The organism is Mycoplasma sp. P36-A1 (genome assembly GCF_049478495.1).
GTDB lineage: Bacteria > Bacillota_I > Bacilli_A > JAJDGJ01 > JAJDGJ01 > P36-A1.
Genome location: NZ_CP168083.1, coordinates 1,654,420 through 1,678,666 on the forward strand (window position 1 = coordinate 1,654,420; position 24,247 = coordinate 1,678,666).

The 24,247-nt window shown below is 26.0% G+C and carries 14 protein-coding genes; 3 read left to right on the forward strand and 11 right to left on the reverse strand.

Annotated elements, in window-relative coordinates; genetic code table 4:
• Position 1 precedes the first annotated feature (1 nt).
• From ACD762_RS08115 to ACD762_RS08130, 4 genes are all read right to left on the reverse strand, one after another.
• Complete coding sequence (locus ACD762_RS08115; RefSeq protein WP_423363487.1) at positions 2-721, reverse strand: ABC transporter ATP-binding protein; 720 nt, start codon at positions 719-721, stop codon at positions 2-4.
• Entirely contained in the window at positions 708-1,469 is a 762-nt protein-coding gene (locus tag ACD762_RS08120) for an ABC transporter permease (RefSeq protein WP_423363488.1), read from the reverse strand. The genes ACD762_RS08115 and ACD762_RS08120 overlap by 14 nt, the downstream gene beginning before the upstream one ends.
• Positions 1,470-1,692: 223 nt before the next feature.
• Positions 1,693-2,085 carry a hypothetical protein gene (locus ACD762_RS08125; RefSeq protein ID WP_423363489.1) on the reverse strand — a complete coding sequence of 131 codons (393 nt, stop codon included), beginning with the start codon at positions 2,083-2,085 and terminating at the stop codon, positions 1,693-1,695.
• A 377-nt stretch (positions 2,086-2,462) separates the two neighbouring features.
• The gene (locus ACD762_RS08130; protein WP_423363490.1) at positions 2,463-6,107 is read right to left on the reverse strand and encodes an InlB B-repeat-containing protein; all 3,645 of its coding nucleotides are present in this window, start codon (positions 6,105-6,107) and stop codon (positions 2,463-2,465) included.
• Between the two features lie 381 nt (positions 6,108-6,488).
• On the opposite strand from ACD762_RS08130, the gene ACD762_RS08135 reads away from it, so the two are divergent.
• Positions 6,489-7,478: a carbon-nitrogen hydrolase family protein gene (locus ACD762_RS08135; RefSeq protein ID WP_423363491.1), complete on the forward strand. Its 990-nt coding sequence runs from the start codon at positions 6,489-6,491 to the stop codon at positions 7,476-7,478.
• A 356-nt stretch (positions 7,479-7,834) separates the two neighbouring features.
• On the opposite strand, the gene ACD762_RS08140 is transcribed toward ACD762_RS08135, so the two are convergent.
• The 6 genes from ACD762_RS08140 to ACD762_RS08165 form a co-directional block, all read right to left on the reverse strand.
• Entirely contained in the window at positions 7,835-9,370 is a 1,536-nt protein-coding gene (locus ACD762_RS08140) for an AbgT family transporter (RefSeq protein WP_423363492.1), read from the reverse strand.
• Positions 9,363-10,556: a M20 metallopeptidase family protein gene (locus tag ACD762_RS08145; protein WP_423363493.1), complete on the reverse strand. Its 1,194-nt coding sequence runs from the start codon at positions 10,554-10,556 to the stop codon at positions 9,363-9,365. Before ACD762_RS08145 ends, ACD762_RS08140 begins: the two co-directional genes overlap by 8 nt.
• 627 nt (positions 10,557-11,183) lie before the next feature.
• Positions 11,184-11,819, reverse strand: a complete 636-nt coding sequence (locus tag ACD762_RS08150; protein ID WP_423363494.1) for a flavodoxin family protein — start codon at positions 11,817-11,819, stop codon at positions 11,184-11,186.
• Between the two features lie 27 nt (positions 11,820-11,846).
• Positions 11,847-15,083: an SNF2-related protein gene (locus ACD762_RS08155; RefSeq protein ID WP_423363495.1), complete on the reverse strand. Its 3,237-nt coding sequence runs from the start codon at positions 15,081-15,083 to the stop codon at positions 11,847-11,849.
• Positions 15,084-15,096: 13 nt separating this feature from the next.
• The gene (locus ACD762_RS08160; protein ID WP_423363496.1) at positions 15,097-16,566 is read right to left on the reverse strand and encodes an SWIM zinc finger family protein; all 1,470 of its coding nucleotides are present in this window, start codon (positions 16,564-16,566) and stop codon (positions 15,097-15,099) included.
• A complete protein-coding gene (locus ACD762_RS08165) occupies positions 16,559-18,202 on the reverse strand; it encodes an SWIM zinc finger family protein (RefSeq protein WP_423363497.1) in 1,644 nt (547 codons plus the stop codon). Before ACD762_RS08165 ends, ACD762_RS08160 begins: the two co-directional genes overlap by 8 nt.
• A gap of 194 nt (positions 18,203-18,396) precedes the next feature.
• Here ACD762_RS08165 and ACD762_RS08170 point away from each other — a divergent pair, with 194 nt between their 5' ends.
• Positions 18,397-18,804, forward strand: a complete 408-nt coding sequence (locus ACD762_RS08170) for a (deoxy)nucleoside triphosphate pyrophosphohydrolase (protein ID WP_423363498.1) — start codon at positions 18,397-18,399, stop codon at positions 18,802-18,804.
• Entirely contained in the window at positions 18,804-21,602 is a 2,799-nt protein-coding gene (locus ACD762_RS08175; protein WP_423363499.1) for a DUF3427 domain-containing protein, read from the forward strand. Before ACD762_RS08170 ends, ACD762_RS08175 begins: the two co-directional genes overlap by 1 nt.
• 765 nt (positions 21,603-22,367) lie before the next feature.
• Here ACD762_RS08175 and ACD762_RS08180 read toward each other — a convergent pair.
• Complete coding sequence (locus ACD762_RS08180; RefSeq protein WP_423363500.1) at positions 22,368-23,405, reverse strand: DUF3883 domain-containing protein; 1,038 nt, start codon at positions 23,403-23,405, stop codon at positions 22,368-22,370.
• Positions 23,406-24,247: the final 842 nt, after the last annotated feature.

Below are 24,247 nucleotides of genomic sequence, written 5' to 3' on the forward strand. Positions count from 1 at the left end.
ACTATTCTCCTATTTTCTTTATTTGATACATAATATCTTTTTTGATAGACATATATTCTTGTGATAATATGTCTCTTTTACTTAATTCTTCTTTTAAATCATAAACTTTAGCTATTTCACCTTTATTTATAACAACAATTTTATGAGCTATTTTTAATGCTTCATCTATATTGTGTGTTACAAATAAAATTCCTGTTTTAGTTTCTTGATATAGTTTAATTATCTCATCTTGCATATTTTCTCTAGTAAAATAATCTAAAGCTGCAAATGGCTCATCCATATATATAAGAGTTGGATTAGTAGCTAATGCTCTTGCAAGAGCAACTCTTTGCTTCATTCCTCCTGATAATTGTTTTGGATAAGCATTTAAGTAGTTTTCTAGGCCAACAATTTTAGCAAGGTTACTTACTTTTAAGTGTTTTTCACTATCATCTACAATACCAAAACTTATATTATCTTCTACATTAAGCCATGGCATTAATCTAGGTTCTTGAAAAACATATGAACTTGTATAATCTTTAGGATAACAAATATTCCCTTGATCATAGTTTTCTAATTTACTTATAAGTCTTAATAGAGTAGTTTTCCCACAGCCACTTTTACCTAGTATAACACTAATTTGTTCAGTATCTATATCAAGTGATAAATTACATAAGATAGTGTTTTTACTTTCTTTAATATTATATGACTTAGAAATATTGTTTAATTTAATTAGTGACATTATCAAAGCGCCCCTTTAATGTTTTATTGATGATATATTTAAATAAACAATCACATAAATAGCCTATTATTCCTATAACAATTATACCAATTATTATTTTATCTGATCTAGACATCTGTTGTGCAAACAGTATCATATATCCTAATCCTGAGGCAGCAGCAATCATTTCTGCACCAATTATTGCACGCCAACTATATCCTAAACCTATTCTCATACCAACTAGAATATCTGGAATGGCATAAGGCAATACTATTCTTTTAAATATTTCAAAAGGTTTTAAATTCATTGTTTTTCCTACTTCTATTAATTGTTTATCAGCAGAAAAGAATCCTTTTTGAATATTTAAGAATATTGGAAAGAATGCAGCTAAAATAATCATGATAATTTTAGTATTCTCACCTATACCAAACCATAGTATTAATAATGGTATAGTTGCTAGTGGTGGAACATTTCTTAAAAATTCTATTAGAAATTCATAATACGGGTATGTTTTAGGAAAGCTATAAGCTAAAGTACCTAATATAAAAGCAAAGATGACCGCAATGCTAAAACCTATTAAAACTCTTATTAAACTAATATAGATGTTTATGAATATTTCTTTACTTGCAATCATTTGCATAAAAGTAGTAAATACCTTTTCTGGACTTGGAAGTACATATGCATTATAAATTTGTAAATGACTAGTAACAAACCAAATTATCAATATAATTATAATTGTGATAGAAGGTTTAATTATTTTAGATAACATTTAGTATACCATCTCCATTGTGACAACCATCTTGACAATATAATAATTCTACAATATCATACTGTTCATGATAGTTAGATTTTATAAAGAATTCATCAATGTCAGCTTTAGAAACTAAACTTAGTGTTTTAAGCTTTTCACTATCAAAGAATCCTGGTGGTATTGGACTGCTATCTAATACATTGAATACACCTGTATGCTTGTGTTCTTTTAATAAAGTTGTCTAAGGTACAAATCTAACATTAGTTATACCTAATTTATTACCATATTCTGCAAGACTCAAACAAGGTGTTGTTATGATTAGATAATCTGTTTTACTCTTGATGTAAAGGTTTGCTAGTTCTATTGCATAATGTACTAGTATTGGATGAATATCTGGATAATTATAATTACAATCATAATTATCTTTAACATACTCCGCTGCAAGTGGACATCTCATATCAACTGTTAAATTACAGCATTCTTTTACATGTTTATTATATTTATCTCTTACTACTTCTAAATAATTAGCATTTGTATTCACTTCTTCATAATTAAATGTTTTCATAAAAGTTTCTAGTTCCGATTGATTCGTTAATTTCTTAACTACTGGATTAAACCAAATATAATTTTTCATTCTTTTCACTTCCTTTATATATATGTAACAAGTTAATTATAATATATATAATTAAGGTCTACAAGTTAAAATAATGTAAACAGTTTTTTTTATGCAGCTATTTTTTAATTTCGATAAAGATAGTCCAATATATAACATTTTAGATTATAATCTTATTTCTTTTGTAATAACTAAGTTAGTATTGTGTGAAAAAGAACATTATTATCTTTAATTATCATATTCTATATTGAACTGCATTAATTGCTTGCAATAAAGAGTATTAAATGTTTAAAATTTAAATAATATTACTAAAGAATAGCATCTGTTATAGATAATATTGTTCTATTAAAAAAATCACCCATTTTAAAAGTATAATTTTAAGCGGGTGATTTTATTAATTATTTATTTTTTTTATTTACTCTTATTTTTAACAAGATTAATGCCAAGGTAATAATTAATATTACTACTACAATTTTTAGAATATTTTGTCCTGTAATTGGTAGTTTATTATTTAAATTTTCATTAGCAACTTCGCTTTTATAAATAAGATTTAATGTTAAATCTTTGTTTGTCAAAGTTCCTGTTAATTTTGAATCTGCTTTTACAAAAGTATAACCAGCTATATCAACTTTTAAATTATTAAAGTTATAATCTGTTTTATAATTCATGTAAATTATTTTACTATCTTTAATTTTTTCTTTTGTATCTTTGTCTATATAGTTAATAGTTACTTTTGCTTTATTCTTTTTGTAAGTTAAAACAATTGTTTCTTGCTTATTATTAAGTTGTCCATAAAGAGGTTTTGAAGATTTAAGGTATTTATAACCATCAATCTTTATAATGTCTTTACTTTCTCTTAAATCATAATTATTACCAACAAAGTCATTTAAGACTGTTTTATCTTTTGCTAAAGTTTTATTATTTTCATCTTGATATTTGAATATAACTTTTGAGCTTGCTTGTTTTTTAAACTTTGCAGTATATGTTTTTGATTCAGTTAAAATATCACCTATTTTTGGTGTTTTAATATCCCAACCAGCAAATGCATAACCTCTGTCAGCTTTTGGAATTGGTAGTTTACTTAGATCATCATTATCATAAACATGTTCATAAACATAGTTTTGTTTAACATTTTGTGCTGTGTACTCTAAGTAACCATGATCATCTGCTTTAAAGGCTAATGTAATATCATAATGTTTCCACACACCATATAATGTTTTATCACTTGTAAGTGGTTGTTCTATAAGTTGATCTAGAGTATACTCTGGTGTTACTTCTTTAGCACTTTGAGGTTCTTTCTTACTTGTCCAACCTACTAACTCCATCTCATTTTTCTTATCTGTAAATACTTCACCAAATAAATTGTATGAGTTATTTTTTTCTACATATTGATTAAGGGTACTGTCAGGTTCATTTACTTCTCTATTAGCAATATATGTAATTTCATTTAAAGTATCTCTTTTAGCATATATTGCGTGTAACACTGTATCATTTTCAATTAATAGAGGATTGTTTGCATAATATATCTTAGAATCTGTTTCATCTTTTTTCCATCCAATAAAGACAGAATCAGGATCTTTTGCACTTCCTTCAAAGTCCTTTACAACAGCATTAGTTAAGAAATTATATTTAGTATTATCAACTACTGCACTTCCTATACCATCTTCAATATCATATGTTAAAGTAAACCCTTGAGTCTTCCATCTTGCATATAAATTTATATCTTTATTTACTGTTGTATTTTCATCTACCTTAAAGTAAATACCATTATTTTTTATATACCAACCTGTAAAGACTCCTTTATCTTTATTAACTGTTACATTTTCTACAAATTCTTTTGGTAAGACTAAATTACTTCCTAATTCTACCCCTACACTATCTGCTAATACATCATTACTAATACTATCTAAATAGTTAATAGTAACATCTTGTGATTCCCATTTAGCATATATAGCAAGATTGTAATTTGGCATTGTTAAGTTTTCAAAATTTACTTCTTTCATAAATTTATCATCATAAAACCACCCTTTAAAATCATAGTTTTCTTTAACTGGTGTTGATTGTTTTATAACTGGTGCTTCAAATTTAACATTATTAATTTCTAGTTCTTCATCTCCATTGATTGTACCACCATCTAAATCATAAGTAATATTATGTCTATTTCTTTTAAAGAAGTGTTGAGATGTAGTTGTTGCTATTGTTCCACAGTTCTTAACACAGCTAAATCCATACACATCATCATATGTATAATTATTTGCACTTCCACTTTCAGTATAGTATGTTTGAGTATATAAATACTCATAATTACTTTCATTTATATCATCATCACTAAATTCTCCAATAACTGGTTCTATATAATAATCTCTTTTATTTGTTGCTAAATTATTATCTTGTAATAATTTTGGATACATTATAGTTACTCCCTCAGAATTTGAATTATCAATAAATCGCGAACTATAAATTAATGGATTACCAGTTGTATATGTTGAACTTTCTCCTACACCATTTGCTTCACTATAATTCCAACCACTCATTTTATAGCCTGCATTGACAGAAACTGTGTCTAATTCTGGCCATAAAAGTTTAATATTTTGTTCAAATTTAGCTTTTATAACATATCTTGAGTTTTTAGGTTCATATGTAACATTATTCATATTCATATCAACTACATTTGGTTTATCTAAACTAAACTCGATATTAAAGACTTTTCTTTTATAGAAAACATTTATAGTAGTTCTACCATTACCATTAATAGTTTTTGTTTCACTTACGTTGAATACACTATACTTTAAAAAGTTGTAATTATTTTCTATATAACCTTCTAAATAAGCATCAGCATCTGCTTGACTTACACTTATTCTAGAGCCACTCATTGCTTTTAAATCATCCTCATTCTTTACAAAATTATAGTAACTTGTATCATCTTGAATATTCTCAACTGTATTATCGCTTTTTTCTAACCAAATTGCTACATTATATGTTGTTTCTTGTGCATCGTAAATAGCATATAAATTTAGATTTGTAGTTATTGAAGTACTGAAGTCAAATACATTATTTCCAGCTTGATCTGTTGACCAATGCTTAAAAGTATATCCTGTTCTAGTTGGATCATTTGGAGTTGAAATTGTTGAGCCATCTTCTACATTTATGAAGATATCATCATCAATATTACCTCCATTTAAATTTAAAGTTACATAGTGTAGATTACTTATTTTAGCAACAAGATTTATATTATCATTTATTCTTGTTGAAAAATCAAATTCATTTTCAATTTCAGCTTTTTCATTAAACCAGTATAAGAAGTAGTAGCCACTTTCAAGCTCTAATTCTTCTTCTGTAGGTAATGGATCTTTAGAAAAATCTATTCTATTATTTTTTTCTATTGTAATAGATTTTATTACATCACTGCCTGTTTCAGATTTAACAATATAATTAACATTATATGTAGTTGAGAATTTAGCATACAATGACATTGATTGGTTCATTGTAATAGTCTCTTTAGCTTTAGTTGTAAAGTTGCTGTCTAAATACCACCCTAGAAAAGAAGTATGTTCAGCACCTAAACTAGGTACTAAATTAATTTTGTAGTTACTACCTGCAGCAATTTTTTGTGTATCAATCACTTTATTGTTACTTATATAAGTTAAAGTATAAGTAGTAACTTTATTTCTATCACTATTATTATCAACTTCATTATCTTTTACATCATCTTTTTCTATGTTTTGTTCTTTATTACTCTCTTTATTTAAATCTTCATTTTTATTATCTTCTTTTTTTTCATCAACAATACCATTTTCATCATTGGTTTCTAAAGTGCTTTCTTCTTCTAATACCTCTTCATTTTCAATTAGTTCTTCTTTTTCAACTATCTCTTCTTTTTCATTTTCATCTTTCATATTTGTTGTGATTTTTTCATTAGTAATTTCTGTTTCAACAACTTTAGTATCATTAGTTGCATCAACTATAAACCAGCTATTATAGCCTATTACTAAAACCATAACTAATAAAAAAATATTAAAATAAGTTTTGTTTGGTTTTCTCATAAATTCGCCCTCTTTTTTTATTTAAATGTACTTTACATAACTATTTTAACTATTTATTTATCTTTATATAATAAATATAGATAAATATAAAAATAGCTAAACAAACAATTAATAGTATCTTAATAAAAATAAGAGATACAATCAAATGATATACCACATAATATTCATAACGTTGTAAACTTTTTATATAATTAAACATATAAACAACATTATTCCCATTTGTAAAAACTATATTTTATCATATAGTAATATATGACCTTGCAATTATTAGCTTATAGTTAACTTAGCTCTAGTGTCTTTTGTATGATTTTAGTATATTTTGTGTATTAGATATACCATAATGAATATAATCAATATAATATCGTGAAAAGGAGGATTTTTATGAAAAGATTTTTAAATATTGGTATTATCCAATTAAGCCTTTCTGAAAATGCGACGATGAATTTTATTAATTTAGAAAAAGAAGTTGAATACTTAATGTCTGGTAATCCCAAACCTGAATTAATCATTGGGCCTGAACTAATTCAAGGTCTTGTTCCTGATTATATTCCAGGTCTACAAACTGCTTTCTTTGCAAAAATAGCCCAAAAACATGGAATTTATTTTATTCCTGGAAGTATTATGGAAAAATCGGATGAACTAGCAAAAGGTAAGTTTTATAACTCAGCACCTATTTTTAATCCAAAGGGTGAGTTAATAGATGTTTATCGTAAAATAATGCCTTATGGTCCAACTGAATCAAATACTATTCCTGGCAACAAATATGTGGTATTTGACATTGTAGAAAAGAATACTAAAATAGGTGTTCAAATTTGTTATGATATGAACTTTCCTGAAATTTCTCGTAATGAGGTATTATTAGGCGCTGAAGTTTTAGTAAAACTAACTCTTGATCCTGTTCAGTTATATAATATTAATAAATATGTTCCGATTGTTAGAGCTCTTGAAAATCAAGCTTATTTTATTTCTACACAGTCAGTTGGAACATATTTAGGATCACATTTATGTGGTCATTCTACTGTGGTTAATCCCGAAGGTGAAGTATTATGGCAGGCAAGTAATACACCTGTTTCAATTTGCCTTGTTTTAGACTTAGATGCAGTTTCTTTAGCTAGAAATTATGGAACTCTTTTCACTGACCACTATTTACAACATTTAAGAGATTTTGATATTCCAATGCCATTTTCTGATAATATTAAAGCAGCACCTGTCTTTGATAATATTATTAAAACACCATTAAATGTTAAAGAAAATGATGCTATACAAAATGATATTGGTATTGGATGTATTGGAAAAAGGTATAATGTTTTCAGAGATATTAACACAAAGAGTTTAAAGCAAGAGCTTGATTCTTTTTTAAATAATAAGTAATAAAAAAAAGGTCTATAATACTTTCAATAAATCATCCGGCATAATTAGTTAGTCTATTTATGTCGGATTTTTATTATATATAAAACAGACATTAGCTATTTAGATTTTTATTTACATAGTTTTTACAAGAATATAAATCTAATAATATGCTTTAGATAATGGTTAATTATCAATCTTTTAACTATCAAACATAAGACCTAATGTTGATTATTAGTCATGTAATAAAAAAAGAGTAACTCTTGTTACCCTATTTTGATTTACTCAGTATATAATTATTCTTTGTTTTATAATTCATAAAAACAATAAGGAATTAAATATACTTTTTATATTATTTAAATTTAATTCATTTCAAATTTTTATGCTGGACCAAATGGTAATCCTAAATAGAAAAATATTAAGAACATTATTATCCATATTATACCAAATACGATTGAGTATGGTAGCATGCTTGATATGATTGTCCCCATTCCTATATCTTTTTTGTATTTACTTGCAAATCCAACAACCATTGGAAAGTATGGAAATAGTGGTGAAATTGGATTTGTAATTGAATCTCCTATACGATATGCCATTTGTGTTGCTGCTGGATCATATCCTAATAGCATGAACATTGGTATAAATATTGGAGCTAACATTGCCCATTTAGCACTTGAACTTCCTATAAATAGGTTTACTATTCCACAGAAGATTATGAAACTTACAAATAGTGGTCCACCTGTTAGTCCAACACTTCTTAGAAATTCAGCTCCTTTTACTGCTAAGATAATTCCTATGTTACTTTGATTAAATAAAGCAATAAACTGTGATGCTGCAAATGCTAGTAATATGTATCCACCCATTTCAGATAGTGATTTTTCTACTAATCTAACTGCATCTGAACTTTTTCTTATTTGTTTTGATGCGATACCATAAACTAATCCAGGTATGAAAAATAGAAAAGTAATTAGTGGTACTATACCAGTCATAAATGGTGCATCACTTTCTAGTAGTGAACCTGTTGATCCTACCATAAATGGTTTACCATTTATTGGTACTAGGCAGGCTGCAACAATTACTACTACATATATTAATACTGAAATATATGCTTTTTTCAATGCCTTTTTTTCTACATGAGTAATTTCTGTTAATTCATGAGATTTGTTATCAGTTACATATTTATCATTTTCAAATCTTGGTGCTACTATTTTTTCTGTTACTAATGTACCAGCTATTGTTAGTATTAAAGTAGATGCTGCTAAGAAATACCAGTTCATTGTAGCTGAAAGTGCTATATTTGGATCTATAGTTTGTGCTGCTGGTAATGTAAAAGAAGCTAATAATACATCTAGTAAATTTACTACTAAATTGGCTGAAAAACCTGCTGCTACACCTGCAAATGCTGCAAAGATACCTACTATTGGACTTCTTCCAGTTGAAAGAAACATGATTGCTGCTAGTGGTGGAAGTATGATAAATCCAGCATCTCCAGCTGCATTTGCACAGATACCAATGAAGAATATCATAAATGTTAACAGTTGTTTTGGAAGTCCAATTACACTACTTCGCATTGCTGTTTCCATGAATTTAGTTTTTTCAGCTATTCCTGCTCCCATCATTACTACTAGTACTAATCCTAATGGTGGAAAGTTTTGGAAATTACCAACAAAGCTTCCTAGATATATCTTTAGTTGATCTACAGAAAGTAGATTCATTGCTTTTAAAGTTTCTTTAGTACCTGGATGAATTACAGATATTCCTGCATTTGACATAAATAGTGATATTACCATAATTATTGCACATAATATAAAGAATATCATTACTGGATCTGGTAATTTATTACCTACTTTTTCAATTCCATTTAAGAATTTACTAAAGATACCTATTTTTTTATCATTACTTACTTGCTTAGTCATTTACATCTTCCTTTCCTCTACTTAAGAAATCAATAGCTATTTGAGCTAGTGATGCACTTGAAATTTTTAATGCATCATCATTCCATTGAAATTCTGGATGATGATGAACTGGTGCTGGTTTATTTTCTTCAGCAATACCGACAAATATGAATGAACTTGGTACTCTTTCACACAAGTAGGCAAAATCTTCTCCACCCATATTTGGTTCTGGTAAGTCTTCTACATTTTCTTTACCAATAATCTTACCAAGTGACTTTCTAGCTAATTCTGTCATTTCTTTATCATTAATTACTGCTGGATATATATTAATATAATCTAATTCATAATCACTATTATTAGAAATAGCCTGACCTTTTAAAATATTTTCCATTAGAATTGGCACTTCTTTTCTTACTTCTTTATCAAAAGATCTAACTGTTCCTTCTAGAGTTACTTCCTGTGGTATTACATTAAATGCATCACCACCATGTATTGTACATGTTGATATAACTAGTGGTTGTAATGGATTAATTTTTCTTGAAACAATAGTTTGAACTTCTGAAATTGTATTAGCAGCTATAACAACTGGATCAATACAGTATTGTGGCATTGCTGAATGTCCACCTTTTCCGATAATTTTCATTTTAAATTGATCGGGTGCAGCCATCGTTGCTCCTTCTTTTACATATACTTTACCTTTTGGTATTGGTCCCCATAAATGGACTCCAAAAGCTGCATCTACTTTAGGATTTTCTAATATTCCTTCTTCTATCATTTGTAATGCTCCACCTTCTTTTTCTTCTCCAGGTTGAAACATTAATTTTATATTTCCATCAAAGGTATCTTTTAATTCATTTAATATCATTGCTGTTCCAAGTAATCCTGCAACATGTCCATCATGTCCACATGCATGCATTAATCTTTTTACTTTAGATTTATATTCCACATCAGCTTTTTCATCTACTTCCAAAGCATCCATGTCAGCTCTTAATAAAACTGTTTTACCTTCATTCTTTCCTTTAATTAAACCTACGACTCCTGTATTAAAACACTCATAGTATTCTATATTTAAGCTATCAAGTGTATCCTTAATAATTTTAGATGTTTTAAATTCTTTATATCCTGTCTCTGGATTTTGGTGTATTGTTCTTCGTATTGAAGTATATTCATCAAAATACTTATTTGCTAATGTTTTTATATTATTCATATAAAACAACTCCTTTGTTTTTTGTTTAATACATACTACCTTTAAAATAAATTTTTACACAAGTGTATTTAAGTATATTTGATGTCTATTTAACAATTACTATTAGAGTTTTTATATACATATGTATATAATTATAATTATTTAATTTAACTAACATTTTGTTTACATTTATTTATAGAGTTTAGCTAGTTATTATAAATTGAAATTATGTTATATACGCTATAGTTTTATTTTATTTTTTTTGCATAGAAAATAACTATAGCTCTTAAATAATTTAGATTTTGTATTATATAGGAGTGAGTAACAAATTTAAAAAGTTAAAAACAATATCTTATAGCTTTAGAAGTTTTGATAGATTATAAGTTAGGATGAAAGCTTAAAAGATTTATAATTAAAATATAGATTAATAATTAAAAAAAATAAAACTAAAATAAATATACAATAACTATTAATTTTTAAAGAGAGCATAAAAAAAAGACATAACATTTATTGTTATATCCTTTACTTACTCATACATCAAAATAGTGATATTCTACCTATTTGATAAAGAGCTTTCTTATTGTATTATTTATTATTATGATTAAATTTTTCTAAACATTAAGCTTTTTTATTAGATATTTATTTAAGTTAAATTTCTTTTAAAGTTAGATCTTTTCTAATATAGTTAAGATATTCTTTTTTTACGGATGGTTCTTCCTTCTTATTAAGTAATGCATTTATTAAATTATCACAAGTTCTTGTAATAGCGCTTATTCCTTCTCTATCTAATGCTACTTCATTTACTTTTTGACCATATATTATATTCCAAGAATCTGCAGTTACTAGTTTAACTTGTCCATAAGTAAGATAATTATTTAAAGTATTCAAACCAGTTAATCCACCCATTCTTCTGACAGTTACATAACTAGCCCCTAATTTGTTTTTAAATAAACCTTTATTTGCAAGAGATACATAAGTAACTTTATCCATTACTACTTTCATTAATGCTGATACATCACCACAGTGTATTGGTGATCCTAAAATTATAGCATCTGCTTCTATCATTTTAGCAATCACTTCATTTGTACCATCAGTATAAACACATGCATTGTTTTTTAGTTCAAAGCATTTATCACAAGCCTTACAATACACTGCATTTAACTTATAAAGATTTATTATTTCAACATCTATTTTAGAAGCTTCTAATCTTTCTTTAAGTATATTTGCAATAAATAAGGTATTACTAGGATGCCTAGGACTTCCATTTATAATTACTACTTTCATGATTACACCTTCTTTTCAGATAATATTTTATTTAAAAAGATCCATCAACTCTTCTTTAGACATCTGAGCAATAACATTATCATTATTTTCAACAACTGAATCTGATAATTGTTTCTTTTTATTTTGTAATTCAAGTATTTTTTCTTCAATACTATCCTTCATTACTAGATTAAAGACTTGAACATTCTTTTCTTGTCCAATACGATAAGCTCTATCTGTAGCTTGATTTTTTGCAGAACTATTCCACCATGGATCAAAGTGAATAACTGCTTGTGCAGCTGTTAAGTTAAGTCCTGTTCCACCTGCTCTTAAAGAGATTAAAAACACTTCAGTATCATCATTTTGAAATGAATCTACTAATTCTTTTCTTTTTTCTTTTGATGTTTTACCTGTTAACATATAATTAGATATCTTATTTTTATCTAATTCTTGCTTAATCAAATCTAACATAGTAGTAAAGTTAGAAAATAGTAATACTTTTTGATTATTTTCTCTTAATGTTTGTATTAGATCAATGCAAGCTTTTAATTTTGATGATGGTTCATAGACATTATCAAACAGTAATCGACGATCACAACATAATTGTCTAAGTTTAGTAAGCATAGCTAATATTTCTAACTTTTCACTACCTTTATTACTAGATTCTTTTTGTAGTTGTTTATTAATATCTACTAAATAAGCCTGATACAGATTTTTCTCATCTTCATTAAAATCAATAAGATAGTCTTTTTCTATTTTATCTGGAAGCTCTAGTAAAACATTACTTTTATGTCTTCTTAAGATAAAAGGACTAACTAACTCTCTTAGTCTATTTAACTTATCTAAATTATTATTTTTTACAATATCTGTTTCATATGTTTTATTGAAATAATTATAATTATATAAATATCCTGGCATTAAAAAATCAAATATAGACCATAGTTCAGCTAATGAATTTTCAATAGGAGTGCCACTCAAAGCAACCTTATTTTTAGCTTTAATCTTTTTTACAGAGGCTGCATTTTTAGTTTTATGATTTTTAATATTTTGAGCTTCATCAATAACTAAGTAATCAAACTCAATATCTGAATATTTACTAATATCTCTTCTAATATAATCGTATGAAGTAATAATAACATCATAATTATCAATTTCTTTAATTAGTTCATTTCTAGTTGCTTCACTACCAGTAATACAAAGAGTTTTTAAATCACTTGAGAATTTAATAATTTCATCTTGCCAATTATATACTAAAGATGCTGGACAAACCACTAAATTTTTACTATCATTTTCACTTGCAAAGATACTAATAATTTGTAGTGTTTTACCAAGACCCATGTCATCTGCAAGTATTCCATTGAAACGATGACTTTGAAGAAATTTAAGCCATTTAAAACCATCTATTTGATAATCTCTTAGTACTTTATCTAAGTGTTTTGGAACAGTATAATCAATATCTTTACTATTATTAATTTCTGCCATCTTTGTTTCAAACATCTTATTTCTAATAAATGTTAGATTTTCAAAATTTACTTTATCATTATCTAAAGTAATCATACGATAAGTTGGCATTTCTATCTTTTTATTTATCTCATTTAGAGGTATTTGATAATCAATCACAAAATTATTTAATTCATCTATATTACTAGAATTAAGATTAATTAGCTCACCACTTTTTAATTTATAAAACTTTTTCTTTTTACGATAAGCCTTTAAAACATCACTTAATTCACTAGTTTGAATTTCATCACTATCAAAATTAATTTTTAATAAATCATTAGATAAAGAAACACCTACTCTAACAGAATAATGATGTTTTTGTTCAATATTTTTTAACTCTTTTGAAATATAAACATCAGCAATATCATTTATTTTATTTAATCCAATATCTAAAAATTCATATGTTTTTTCTTTATCTAAATCAAAATAAGCAACACTTTCTTCAACATCTAAATGTGTAGAATATTCTTTTAAATAACTTTCTACTAAATCTTGATTAAATGTAGTAGTATGATTTCTACTAAAAGCTTTTATCAAGTCATTTTCATTATTTAAATACTCTAGTCTCATTATGACATTTTTTTCATTAATATCTCCAAATAGTTTAATACGATTAAAAGTATCATCTTCAACTTCACTTTCAGGAAAATCAAGATAATCTACTAAGTCATTTAAGACATATTTTCTAAAGTTTTCATCTTCTTCTTTTAAAACAGTTATATCATGATCAAATAATTCTGTTATTAAACTTAAAGCTTTAGCTTTATTATCTAATTCATATCTTGTAATAACATAAGGCATTGTCTTAGTTGCCTTATATAAATGTAACTTACCTTTAAAAGCACCTTTTATATTTTCACCTATCTTATATATATAAGAATACTTAGTTTCATCAATTGTAATGTTTATTAACTCATCACTATCTACGCATTCAAAATTATATCCTTCTACACCTTTATAGGTCTCAAAAAACATATCAATTAAATCAGTATCGATGGGAAAGTATCGATGTATAGTATAATCATTTCTATAAAAATAGTCATCTTTATGCGATTTTGTATTTTTTAAATTAACTGCCTCTTTTAACATTTTAAACTGATTTAAACTCTCTTCATCAAATATTTCTTCACTGTGTACTAAAGAAAAGTTTTTACCATATTTATATAATTCATTATTATCAACATATCCAATAAATTTAGAAATATCTTTAATTATATACTTCTTCTCTGTCCCTATTTTATAAGTTACTTCTAAATAATTTTTAGAATCTATACTTATAACTGGCTCTAATTCATAAACATTATTATTCAATTGAGAAGTAAGTTCTGTTTGATAATGAATTTTATATTTATCAATTAAGTTTCTACTAGATCTAACTTCATCATCTAAGCTTTTTAAATATATTTGTTCCTCAATATTAGCAAGCTTAGTTTTTTTAGCTTCATATTGATCATTTAAAATAATCTCATTATGCTTTAAATCTTTTTCATCTAAATTATTTACAAATTCTATTAAAGCTACTAAGTAAATATATTGTTCATCACTTTTAATATTAGTATTATCTACATTTGCAGTTGTCACTTTTTTATATTTATCAATTTCAAAGTTACAATAAGTTTCAATTCCTTGAATTCTTATAGTACCACTAATATTATAGTTACCATTTATATTAGAGATTGTAACACTCTTAATTGCATTTATTTCATTAATATTTCTTGCTAAACTTAAGTATAAGGGGTTTGTTATTATATTGTTTAAGTCTATGTTCTGCTTTTTATTACTCATGTACATCCTCCTTTTATAAGTTATTCGCTATTTCTTGCATATCATCGTTATGCAGGAATTTTTCTTGTATTTCTAATTTAATTTCAATAATATTATTATGTTTTGGATATGTATTAGCATATGTTTCTACACTACTTTTAAATTGCATGAAATTCTCATTTATCAGATTTGTATTCAATATATTTATAACTATCATTAAAAATACTTGATGGTATAACATTTCATTTTTGAATGTAATTAAACCTTTATACTTTATCATAGCATATATATCATTTCGATAATTAATAATATTTAATAAATAATCAACTTCTTCACTTTCACTTAGTAATTTATAAATAATAGAAATATCTATTTTTTTACTAAATGCTTCTATATTACTATAGAAGAAAGAATTCTTTTCACTAATATCTTCAAAATTGTTATTAAACTCATCATACATTTTGTAAGTGAACTTATGATAATTACTATTACTTATTCTGCACATAAATTCTAATTGACTATCAAGATCTTTATCAATAATCATTTCATAAAATAGTTCATATACATTAGATTCATATAATGTTAAATCGGTTAATAAATTATTTGTATCTAAAATAATATTAATTGCCTTTGAATAATCTTTATTTTGTATACAAGTAGATATATTGTAATAAACAACTGTTTCATAGTACTTATAATCATCTAAATAATTTTGTATTTCTTTGTAGACTGTATAGTTTTCATTACTTAAAATTATTTCTAATAAAACATTAATATTATAAATTTTATCAAACATAGTTTTTAAGTTAGCTAAATAATTTATTAAATATTCTGTATTATCAGCATTTACTCTACAAAGTTCTTTATAAATTAGATGTATAATATCTTCTCTTTTAAAATCAAGTAACATTTGTTCTATAACACTTAAATACTCTTTATCATTTAAATACTTGCTTGCTGTGCTAAAAAACAGCTCAACAACAACATATAATTCATTTAAATTCTGACTTTTTTTATATCTATCAATTTCTATAAATATCTTTAGCAACACTTCTAGATACTGATAAACTTTTTCACTATCTTTAACTTTTTTTAAATCTGTATTTAACATACTAGCTAATTTGTGATCAAACTCTGTAATACTACTTTTTTGAGAATATACTAGAGAATACTGATATTCTTGAAAAAGATCAAAATATTTTTTTTCTAACCTGTTGTCATTGTGCACAAATAAATCTTGAAAATTTGCTTCTAATATTACGGCGACCATATGCTTACAATTATTTCCACCATGTGCATACATACAATCACAACTCATACCAGTAATTTTACTTTCACCATTAATTAATAGTTCAACATCATAGTTAGAACTTCCTTTAACAATGGCAGTTATTAGGTTATTTCTTTTAGTGATATTTTTTACTAGGTCCCTTTCAAAATAGGTTGTTCCTCTAGACCATATTGTATTAGAAAAATATCTTTTATATTGTTGTACATTACTCATAGTGATCACCATTATATTCTTTTATGATATTTGCTATATCAGTAGTATTATCATTATTTATTAAATACAATTGTATTTCTTTTATATTAGCTTCACTATTAGCTAGTTTACTGTATTCTAGGATAAAACTATGTAAATTGTTAAGTCCATATTCACTATTATTTAGTAATGATAGAATTATCTTTAAAAATAGTTGATGAAATAGCATTTCATTATATTGTATTAACTTTTCTTTATATGACATTAGTAAAACAATATCATTTGTTTCATTTAATAAGTTTAATAATAAATCAATTTGATTAGATTCTAAAAAGCCATCATACATTCTACTTATTTCAAAAGTATGAGTTATCATATCAAATTGGCTATGCATATAATTTTGATATTCTTGTTTACTTGAAAATAATTTTTCAAATTTCAATAAATATTTTGAAGTTAATTTATATGCATTACTATCATTTAGTTTTTGTAATAAATTTAAATAATGTATTCTGTTATTAGCATCAGTATATTCATTAAATAATTTATCTAGTATTGTTTTATATGTCTCTATGTCTTCTATTGAATTATTATGTTCAAATAAAGCTGTTTTAGCTTTATCGATATTATTACTGTTTAAATAATGTTCAACTTGAAAATAGATTACTGGCTCATATTTTTTATATCTACTTAATAAATCTAATATTTTCATATAAGGATAGTTTAATATTTTAAGTTTATTTATAGTTAAGTTAATTATTAACTGTAGTCTTTCTGTATCATTATTTTCTTCATGTAAAGTCAACATGTGTTTAATAAAATATATCTGATCAGTGTCATTTCCAGGATATTTAACATTAACTATTAAGTCAAAGTATTTAGAAAAATATATATTAAATAGTTCTTCTTGATATGTAATCTCTTTAACTGCAATTATTGTAATTTCAACTATTTTTTCTTCTTTTAAATATAAGGAAGCTAGTGTAAAGAATTCATTTATTATATTTACAAGATTAGTAAATTCTACATTAAAATTAAATGGTGCTATGTCTTTTAATAAAAGTATTATTTCATTATTAACATTAAGAAGTCCTTTTTTATCTTTAACTTTATCTAGTTCATTTTTAAAGTAAGAAGATACCTCTTCATCAAACATTGATATAAATTTAGAGTCATTATTTCTAAAGTTATTTTTATATTTATTTAGTATTTTCATATAATTAATATCAGTAATTTTTGAAATGTCTTTATCATCTAAATCTTCTGAACTCTCATTATAGTAATCATCATCATGCTGTTGTTCATATGCTTCTGTTTCATTAAAAAATATTTCATCATCATCATGATCTTCATCATAATAATCTTGATAATCGTTTTCTATTTCCATTAAGCCTCCAGCTGCATCAATATATGATAAGGTTGCAGCCATATGCTTACAATCATTACCTTTATTTCCAATTGGACAATCGCAGCGCATATCTATAACTTTTAATGTATCTTCATCAAATTGAATTCTAACATAGTTATAACCTCTATCTTTAACTACCGAATGTATATAATAGTCTTCACGATACAAATTAGTAATCTTACCATCAGTAAAAAGAGTACTCCCTCTATCCCATACAAATGGTTTAAATAACTTCATATAGTCTTCCATAATTACCTCCTGATATTAAATTGAACAATATTATTATTATACTATGTATTTGTTTGTATTTGTATACATTGTTAGATTTAAAATATGCCGAAATACTTATTTGTCAAAATATTTATTATTTTGATAATTAATCTATTTAATATTTTTCCATTATGTTAATATTAGATCAATAAGAGAGTTAAGGAAGTGCTATAATGAACACTATAAATGTGGTTTGTGCTGTTTTTGTAAACAGTGATTTTGAAGTATTAGCATTTAAAAGAAATGCTAGCAAACAATTACCGTTATTTTGGGAGTTTCCTGGAGGTAAAGTGGAAAACAATGAAAGTAATGAAGAAGCGTTGTTTAGAGAAATAATTGAGGAATTAAATATTGAAATAACTGTTGGAAGATATATTACTACTTCAAAGTTTGAATATGAATTTGGAATCGTTGAACTTACGGCCTATATTGCCTACTGTGATATTTCTAAAATCAAATTAAAAGAACACTTAGATATGAAATGGATAAATTTGAATAACTATAATACTGTTAAATGGGCACCAGCAGACTTGCCTATTCTTGAAGCATTAAAGACCCTAAATTTGAAAGGAGTATTATAATGAACGAACTATATATAGAAAGCTATGTGCATAATTTCTTACAAAAGAGTCAAAGCATTAATCCAGGAAATGATTTTATCTTAGTTGATAATCACTCTATAAAGCTTTCTTCTTTTTTAAAAGAACAATTAGCGACTTGTGAAGAGTTTATTTTTTGCTCTGCTTTTTTAACTGATGGAGGATTCCAAACCATTCTAAGTGAATTGGATTTAACAAAAGAAAAGAATATTAAAGGTAGCATAATTATTGGAAATAAATCTAATTTTTCCCAACCTAAAGCCCTTAAACGATTTCTAAGCTATGATAATATCAAGCTTAAACTTAATATGAGTAACAAATTGCACTCAAAATTATATATGTTTAAAAAAGATGATTTTTGGACTTGTTGTGTAGGTTCATCAAACTTAACAGATTCAGCATTATCAAGTAATGAAGAATTAAATTTTATTTTTAAAACGAAGGAAAATGGAGAAATTTATATTAAATTAAACGAAATTTTTCAAAGAATATGGAATTCTTCTTTTAATATGTTAGATGTAATAGAAGAGTATGAAGTGGCTTTTAATCAGTTACAAAAAAATAGATTTGATGATTTTTTTATTCAAAAAGAGTCTCGCAAGATAATTCCAAATAAAATGCAAGTAGACGCCTTAAAGTCTTTGAATAATGTTAGAGAAAATAATAATAATAAAGCATTAGTTATTAGTGCAACTGGCACTGGAAAAACCTTTTTAGCAGCTTTTGATGTTGAACAATTTAAGGCAAAAAAAATGTTATTCATAGTCCACAGAGAAAGAATTATTGATGATGCAATAAAAACATTTAAAAAAGTGCTTCCTTATAAAAGTTTGGGTAAATTTACAGGTACTCATAAAGAAGATGCTGAATATATATTTTGCATGATCAATACAATTTCAAATGATGACCATCTTCATACATTTAATCGCGATGATTTTGATTACATTATTGTAGATGAAGCACATAGAATTGGAGCACCTTCTTATCAAAAAGTTCTTAGCTACTTTAATCCAAAATTTTTATTGGGATTGACTGCTACTCCTGAAAGAAGTGATAATTTTAATGTATACGAAGCATTTAACTATATCGTTGCGTATGAAATTAGATTAAAGGCAGCAATAGAAAATGAACTGATTGTCCCTTTTCATTACTTTGGCGTGAGTGAAGTTCTTGTTGATGGTGAATTAGTAAAAGAAAATACAACAATTGATATTAAAGAGAAAGCAAAAAATATAATTGAAAAATCAGAACACTATGGTTACAGCGGTGACAAAGTAAGAGCTTTAATATTTGTTGATTCAGTTAGTACTTCTAATAGTCTTGCAGATGAAATTAACTCAACTACAAAATACAATGCTATTTCTTTAAGCGGAAGTTCTACATCTGAACAACGAACAACTGCCATTGATAATTTAGCTAAAAAAATTGATGATGAAAAACATATTGATTATATTATTACAAGAGATATTTTTAATGAGGGCATTGATATACCAGTTGTTAATCAGGTCTTATTAGTAAGACCTACCGAGTCAACCATAGTATATATACAACAGTTAGGAAGAGGTCTAAGAAAATGCGAGGGAAAAGACTATTTAGTTGTTCTAGATTTTATCGGTAATTATAAAAATAACTTTTTAATCCCAATTGCACTTAGTGGAAATAGTTCTTATGACAGAAATTTTATGAACATGTTTATAACTAACGGAACCGCAATGATGCCAGGGTGTTGTACTATTAATTTTGAAAAAATTGCAAGAAAACAAATCTTAGATAAAATTGAATCAAGTAATTTTTCTATCTTTAGTAAAATCAAAGAGCAATATGATACACTAAAGTCTAAAATTGGAAGAGTTCCAATGATGTATGATTTTTATATTGAAAATATGATGAGTCCTGAAAATTTAATTGGTGCAAGTAATACTAATAATTATTTTGAGTTATTGTCTCGTTTAGATAATACATTAGATTCCACTTTAAATAATAATGAATTAGCTTTTTTAACACATCTAGACAAACAATACCTACCTTTTAAAAGAGTGCATGAAATTTTAATTATAAAGTATTTACTAGAAAGCCAAATAGATTTATTTACACTTAATAAGAAAATAGAATCATATTTACAAATAGACAATCAGCTAGAAAATACAAAAAATGCATTGATGCATCTAAACAAAGAACTGTTTATAAGAACTACAGCTTTTGCAAAACAACCCCCAATTTTAATAAACAGCCAAATAAATCCTGAATTTAAAAATTTTTACACTAATAATGAAGTATTTAAAAATCACATTAATGATTTTATGCAATTCAACTTAGAATATATCAAAGATAATTATAATCAAAAAAGTAAAGAAACAATTTTATTAAATCATACTTATAGTAGAATAGAAACAATGTGGTTTTTAAACAAAGATTATCACAATGCTATGATAAAAGGCTACGAGAAGTTTGAAGACATGGTTGTAATTTTTATGAAAGCTGATAAGTCTAGTTTTAATAATGAATTTATTAGTAATCAGGAAGTTATTTATTACTCACAAAACAACAAAAAAATTGACTATGAAAATGTTGAATCTAAAATGGCTTACAATAAAATAGACATGCATCTCCTAGTTAAAAAATCAACTAAAGCAAGTGATTATTATCTAGGTAAAGTTAAAACAATACACTTTAAAGAAACATTTACAGAAGAGAATAAACCAATAATTAAATATCATTTCCAATTGGATATTCCTATACCTCATGAATTATACTTATATTTTACTAATGAGGAAGTATAAATTTAATCAAAAAAGCTTTGTACAAAAAAAATTGTATAAAGCTTTTTTAATATTCCGTATAATTGAAATTTTCTTATTTACTCATATCCTACCTTTTTATCTGATAAGATTTTGCATAAATAATTAAAAGTTCATAATAAATATTCAAGTAAAAGGTTTTTTGGCGTTTTCTTCGCTTTCAGTCCTCTAACGTCTTAAATTTAATCAGCTTCTTCAAATATTTATCAATCACACGTTGAGCTGTTTCAAACATATCCGAATTAACAATCTCTAAATAAACCGAAGATACGATCTATACAGAATCTCTCAGCATACATTTCATTACTGATGAATACTAATTTATATTAGTCGCTTTTCCTGTGAACACTAAAGGTGTACCTGCTAGAGTATACCTTAATGAACTCAGAAACATGCAGTCTTTCAGCATCATCAATCATAATTATTAATTTTGATATTGAGAACCCCTATGGAATTGCATTTTCATTCTGGTAACCTCTCTTTCAAATCAAATCCATACAATATCTTAAACTCATTAAAGACGAGGAAAATTCATATAAGATTTAGGAAATAACTTTGCAATAACGAAAGAAGTTAAGCCGCTAATGTTTGTCTAAATTTTAAAGAACAAGTCTCTTTGTTGAAAAATCATTTGCTATTGATGCAAAATACATATAACATCTATCTTCTTGAAATATAAAGAAAATGAATCAAAAATAGTCTCACATTAAGCTTTGTGAAGCTGTTTTCGGCTTAAACGCTGTTAATCTATTTTTGATAAATTTTGTAAGTGCTCGGATCCATAATAAAATTTTTTTCGGTAACTGGTCCATCATAAATTTTAATTTTAACCTCTTTTAATTTCACATCAAGATCGTGAACAAAATAGATTTTATACGGTTCGGCCTCTTGAGAAACTTTAATTTCGTTAGCAGTCATTACAAATCCGTCAGAGTATTTTGCTTTTGATGTTTTCACTTCAATACGAATAACATTATTTGCCTGGTCAAATGCACGAATATCATAACCAAGACCATCTCCTTCTTTTTTTGAGGCATGCACAGGTTGGACCAAATCATTTATTACTGCTTCTTGTAAAAGAAGATCAAATACGATCTCTTCACCAAGAACACCTAATTTTTGTTTAGACTTGTTTACACGGTCCCAATCAGTATTACGCCCTATGAATTTTTGTTTTCTTGGAGTATTTGGACGATTTGGTCCAACCTCATCTATGAGTACAGTAAAACCTTTTGTACTTTCTTGTTCAAATTTTTTAACTTCATCATCTGTAATTTCTGATTCGGATTGCGCTGACTTTGTGTCATCAATTGGAACAAGATGTTGATTTTCGATAAGTGCTACAAAATCCTCATAGATAATTTCATTCATTCCGGATTGGTCCCAAAAGTTGACCCAAGAGTTTGGTTTTTTACGTTTTTTCTTATTTGGTGTCTTCCAATTGAAGTTTTCGATAAAAGAATCGCCTTTACAGATAGTAGGTTCAATTTTAAAGGCATGTGTAATTTCAGCCGTAACATTTCCACTCTCATCAGGTCCAGAAATACTATTAACATAACCTCCTCCGTAAATTTCCCACTTTCCGCCTTTACTAATCCTAGCTGGATGACGATTCAGCACGACTGCACCTACTTTCAATTTTCCATATCGCCGAATTTTCCAGCCATAACTTTTATCGCCATCAGAATATTTCAATTTTTCTTCATCTGTTGTTTTACCATGATCCAAAATAAAAGCTTTTTGATTTTCAGTTGCCTCAGGTAAAAAATCTTTGTAATTAAACATATTGCTACCTCCCTCTATTGTTTAATCAGAATATTTATTAATTCTGATTGAACAATAACACGAATTGTTTTTTAAGTCACACGCATAACATTTTTTTCTGATTATTTCTAAAAAATTAAAATATAATTAGTAGTTTCAGTTTTAGCAGAGTTCCTAATAACAGTGCAATACTTGATTTGATATCTCGCCCATACCTAACCATCCACAATTGTCATTTATATAAATTTCAAATTATTATTTCTTAATTGTATACGTTTAAATTCTCAGCCTTTCTTAAAATCGTTGTACATGTCACTATATCAAAATTATCTCTTTTTTTCTAATTTGGTCATAATTGTAATAGCTAATGTGATATTTATAGTCCACATTCATCATTTATTGTAATGTTCTACCTAATGAATTTTTTAACTCTTTAATAATATCATTTGATGATTTTACATCATATTCATTTATAATATATTTTGCAATATCTTTATTAATTGTAATAAAAATCCTTCAAAGCAGTTTGGTTAATCTTACATTCGGAGTATAGTTTACATATATTGATAAAAGCTATGCAAAAATAAATGCAAACTTACATTGTTGTATATTAATTCAATTCCTCAACTTCTAAATCAAATAGAGAATCGATTAGAAACTATAATTTAACAATTTACAAAATAATGAGTTCTTTTAATAAATGTAATATGGTATTTTCCAATTGAAAAAGAAGATTAAAAAATTTTTCAACTGGTCTATATAAGATATGAAAGGAAAGTATAATGTTCAATACAAATATCTAAGTTGACAAAAGGAATAAGTAGTTAACCATACAGTTTTAGCTGCTAATAATAATTATATTT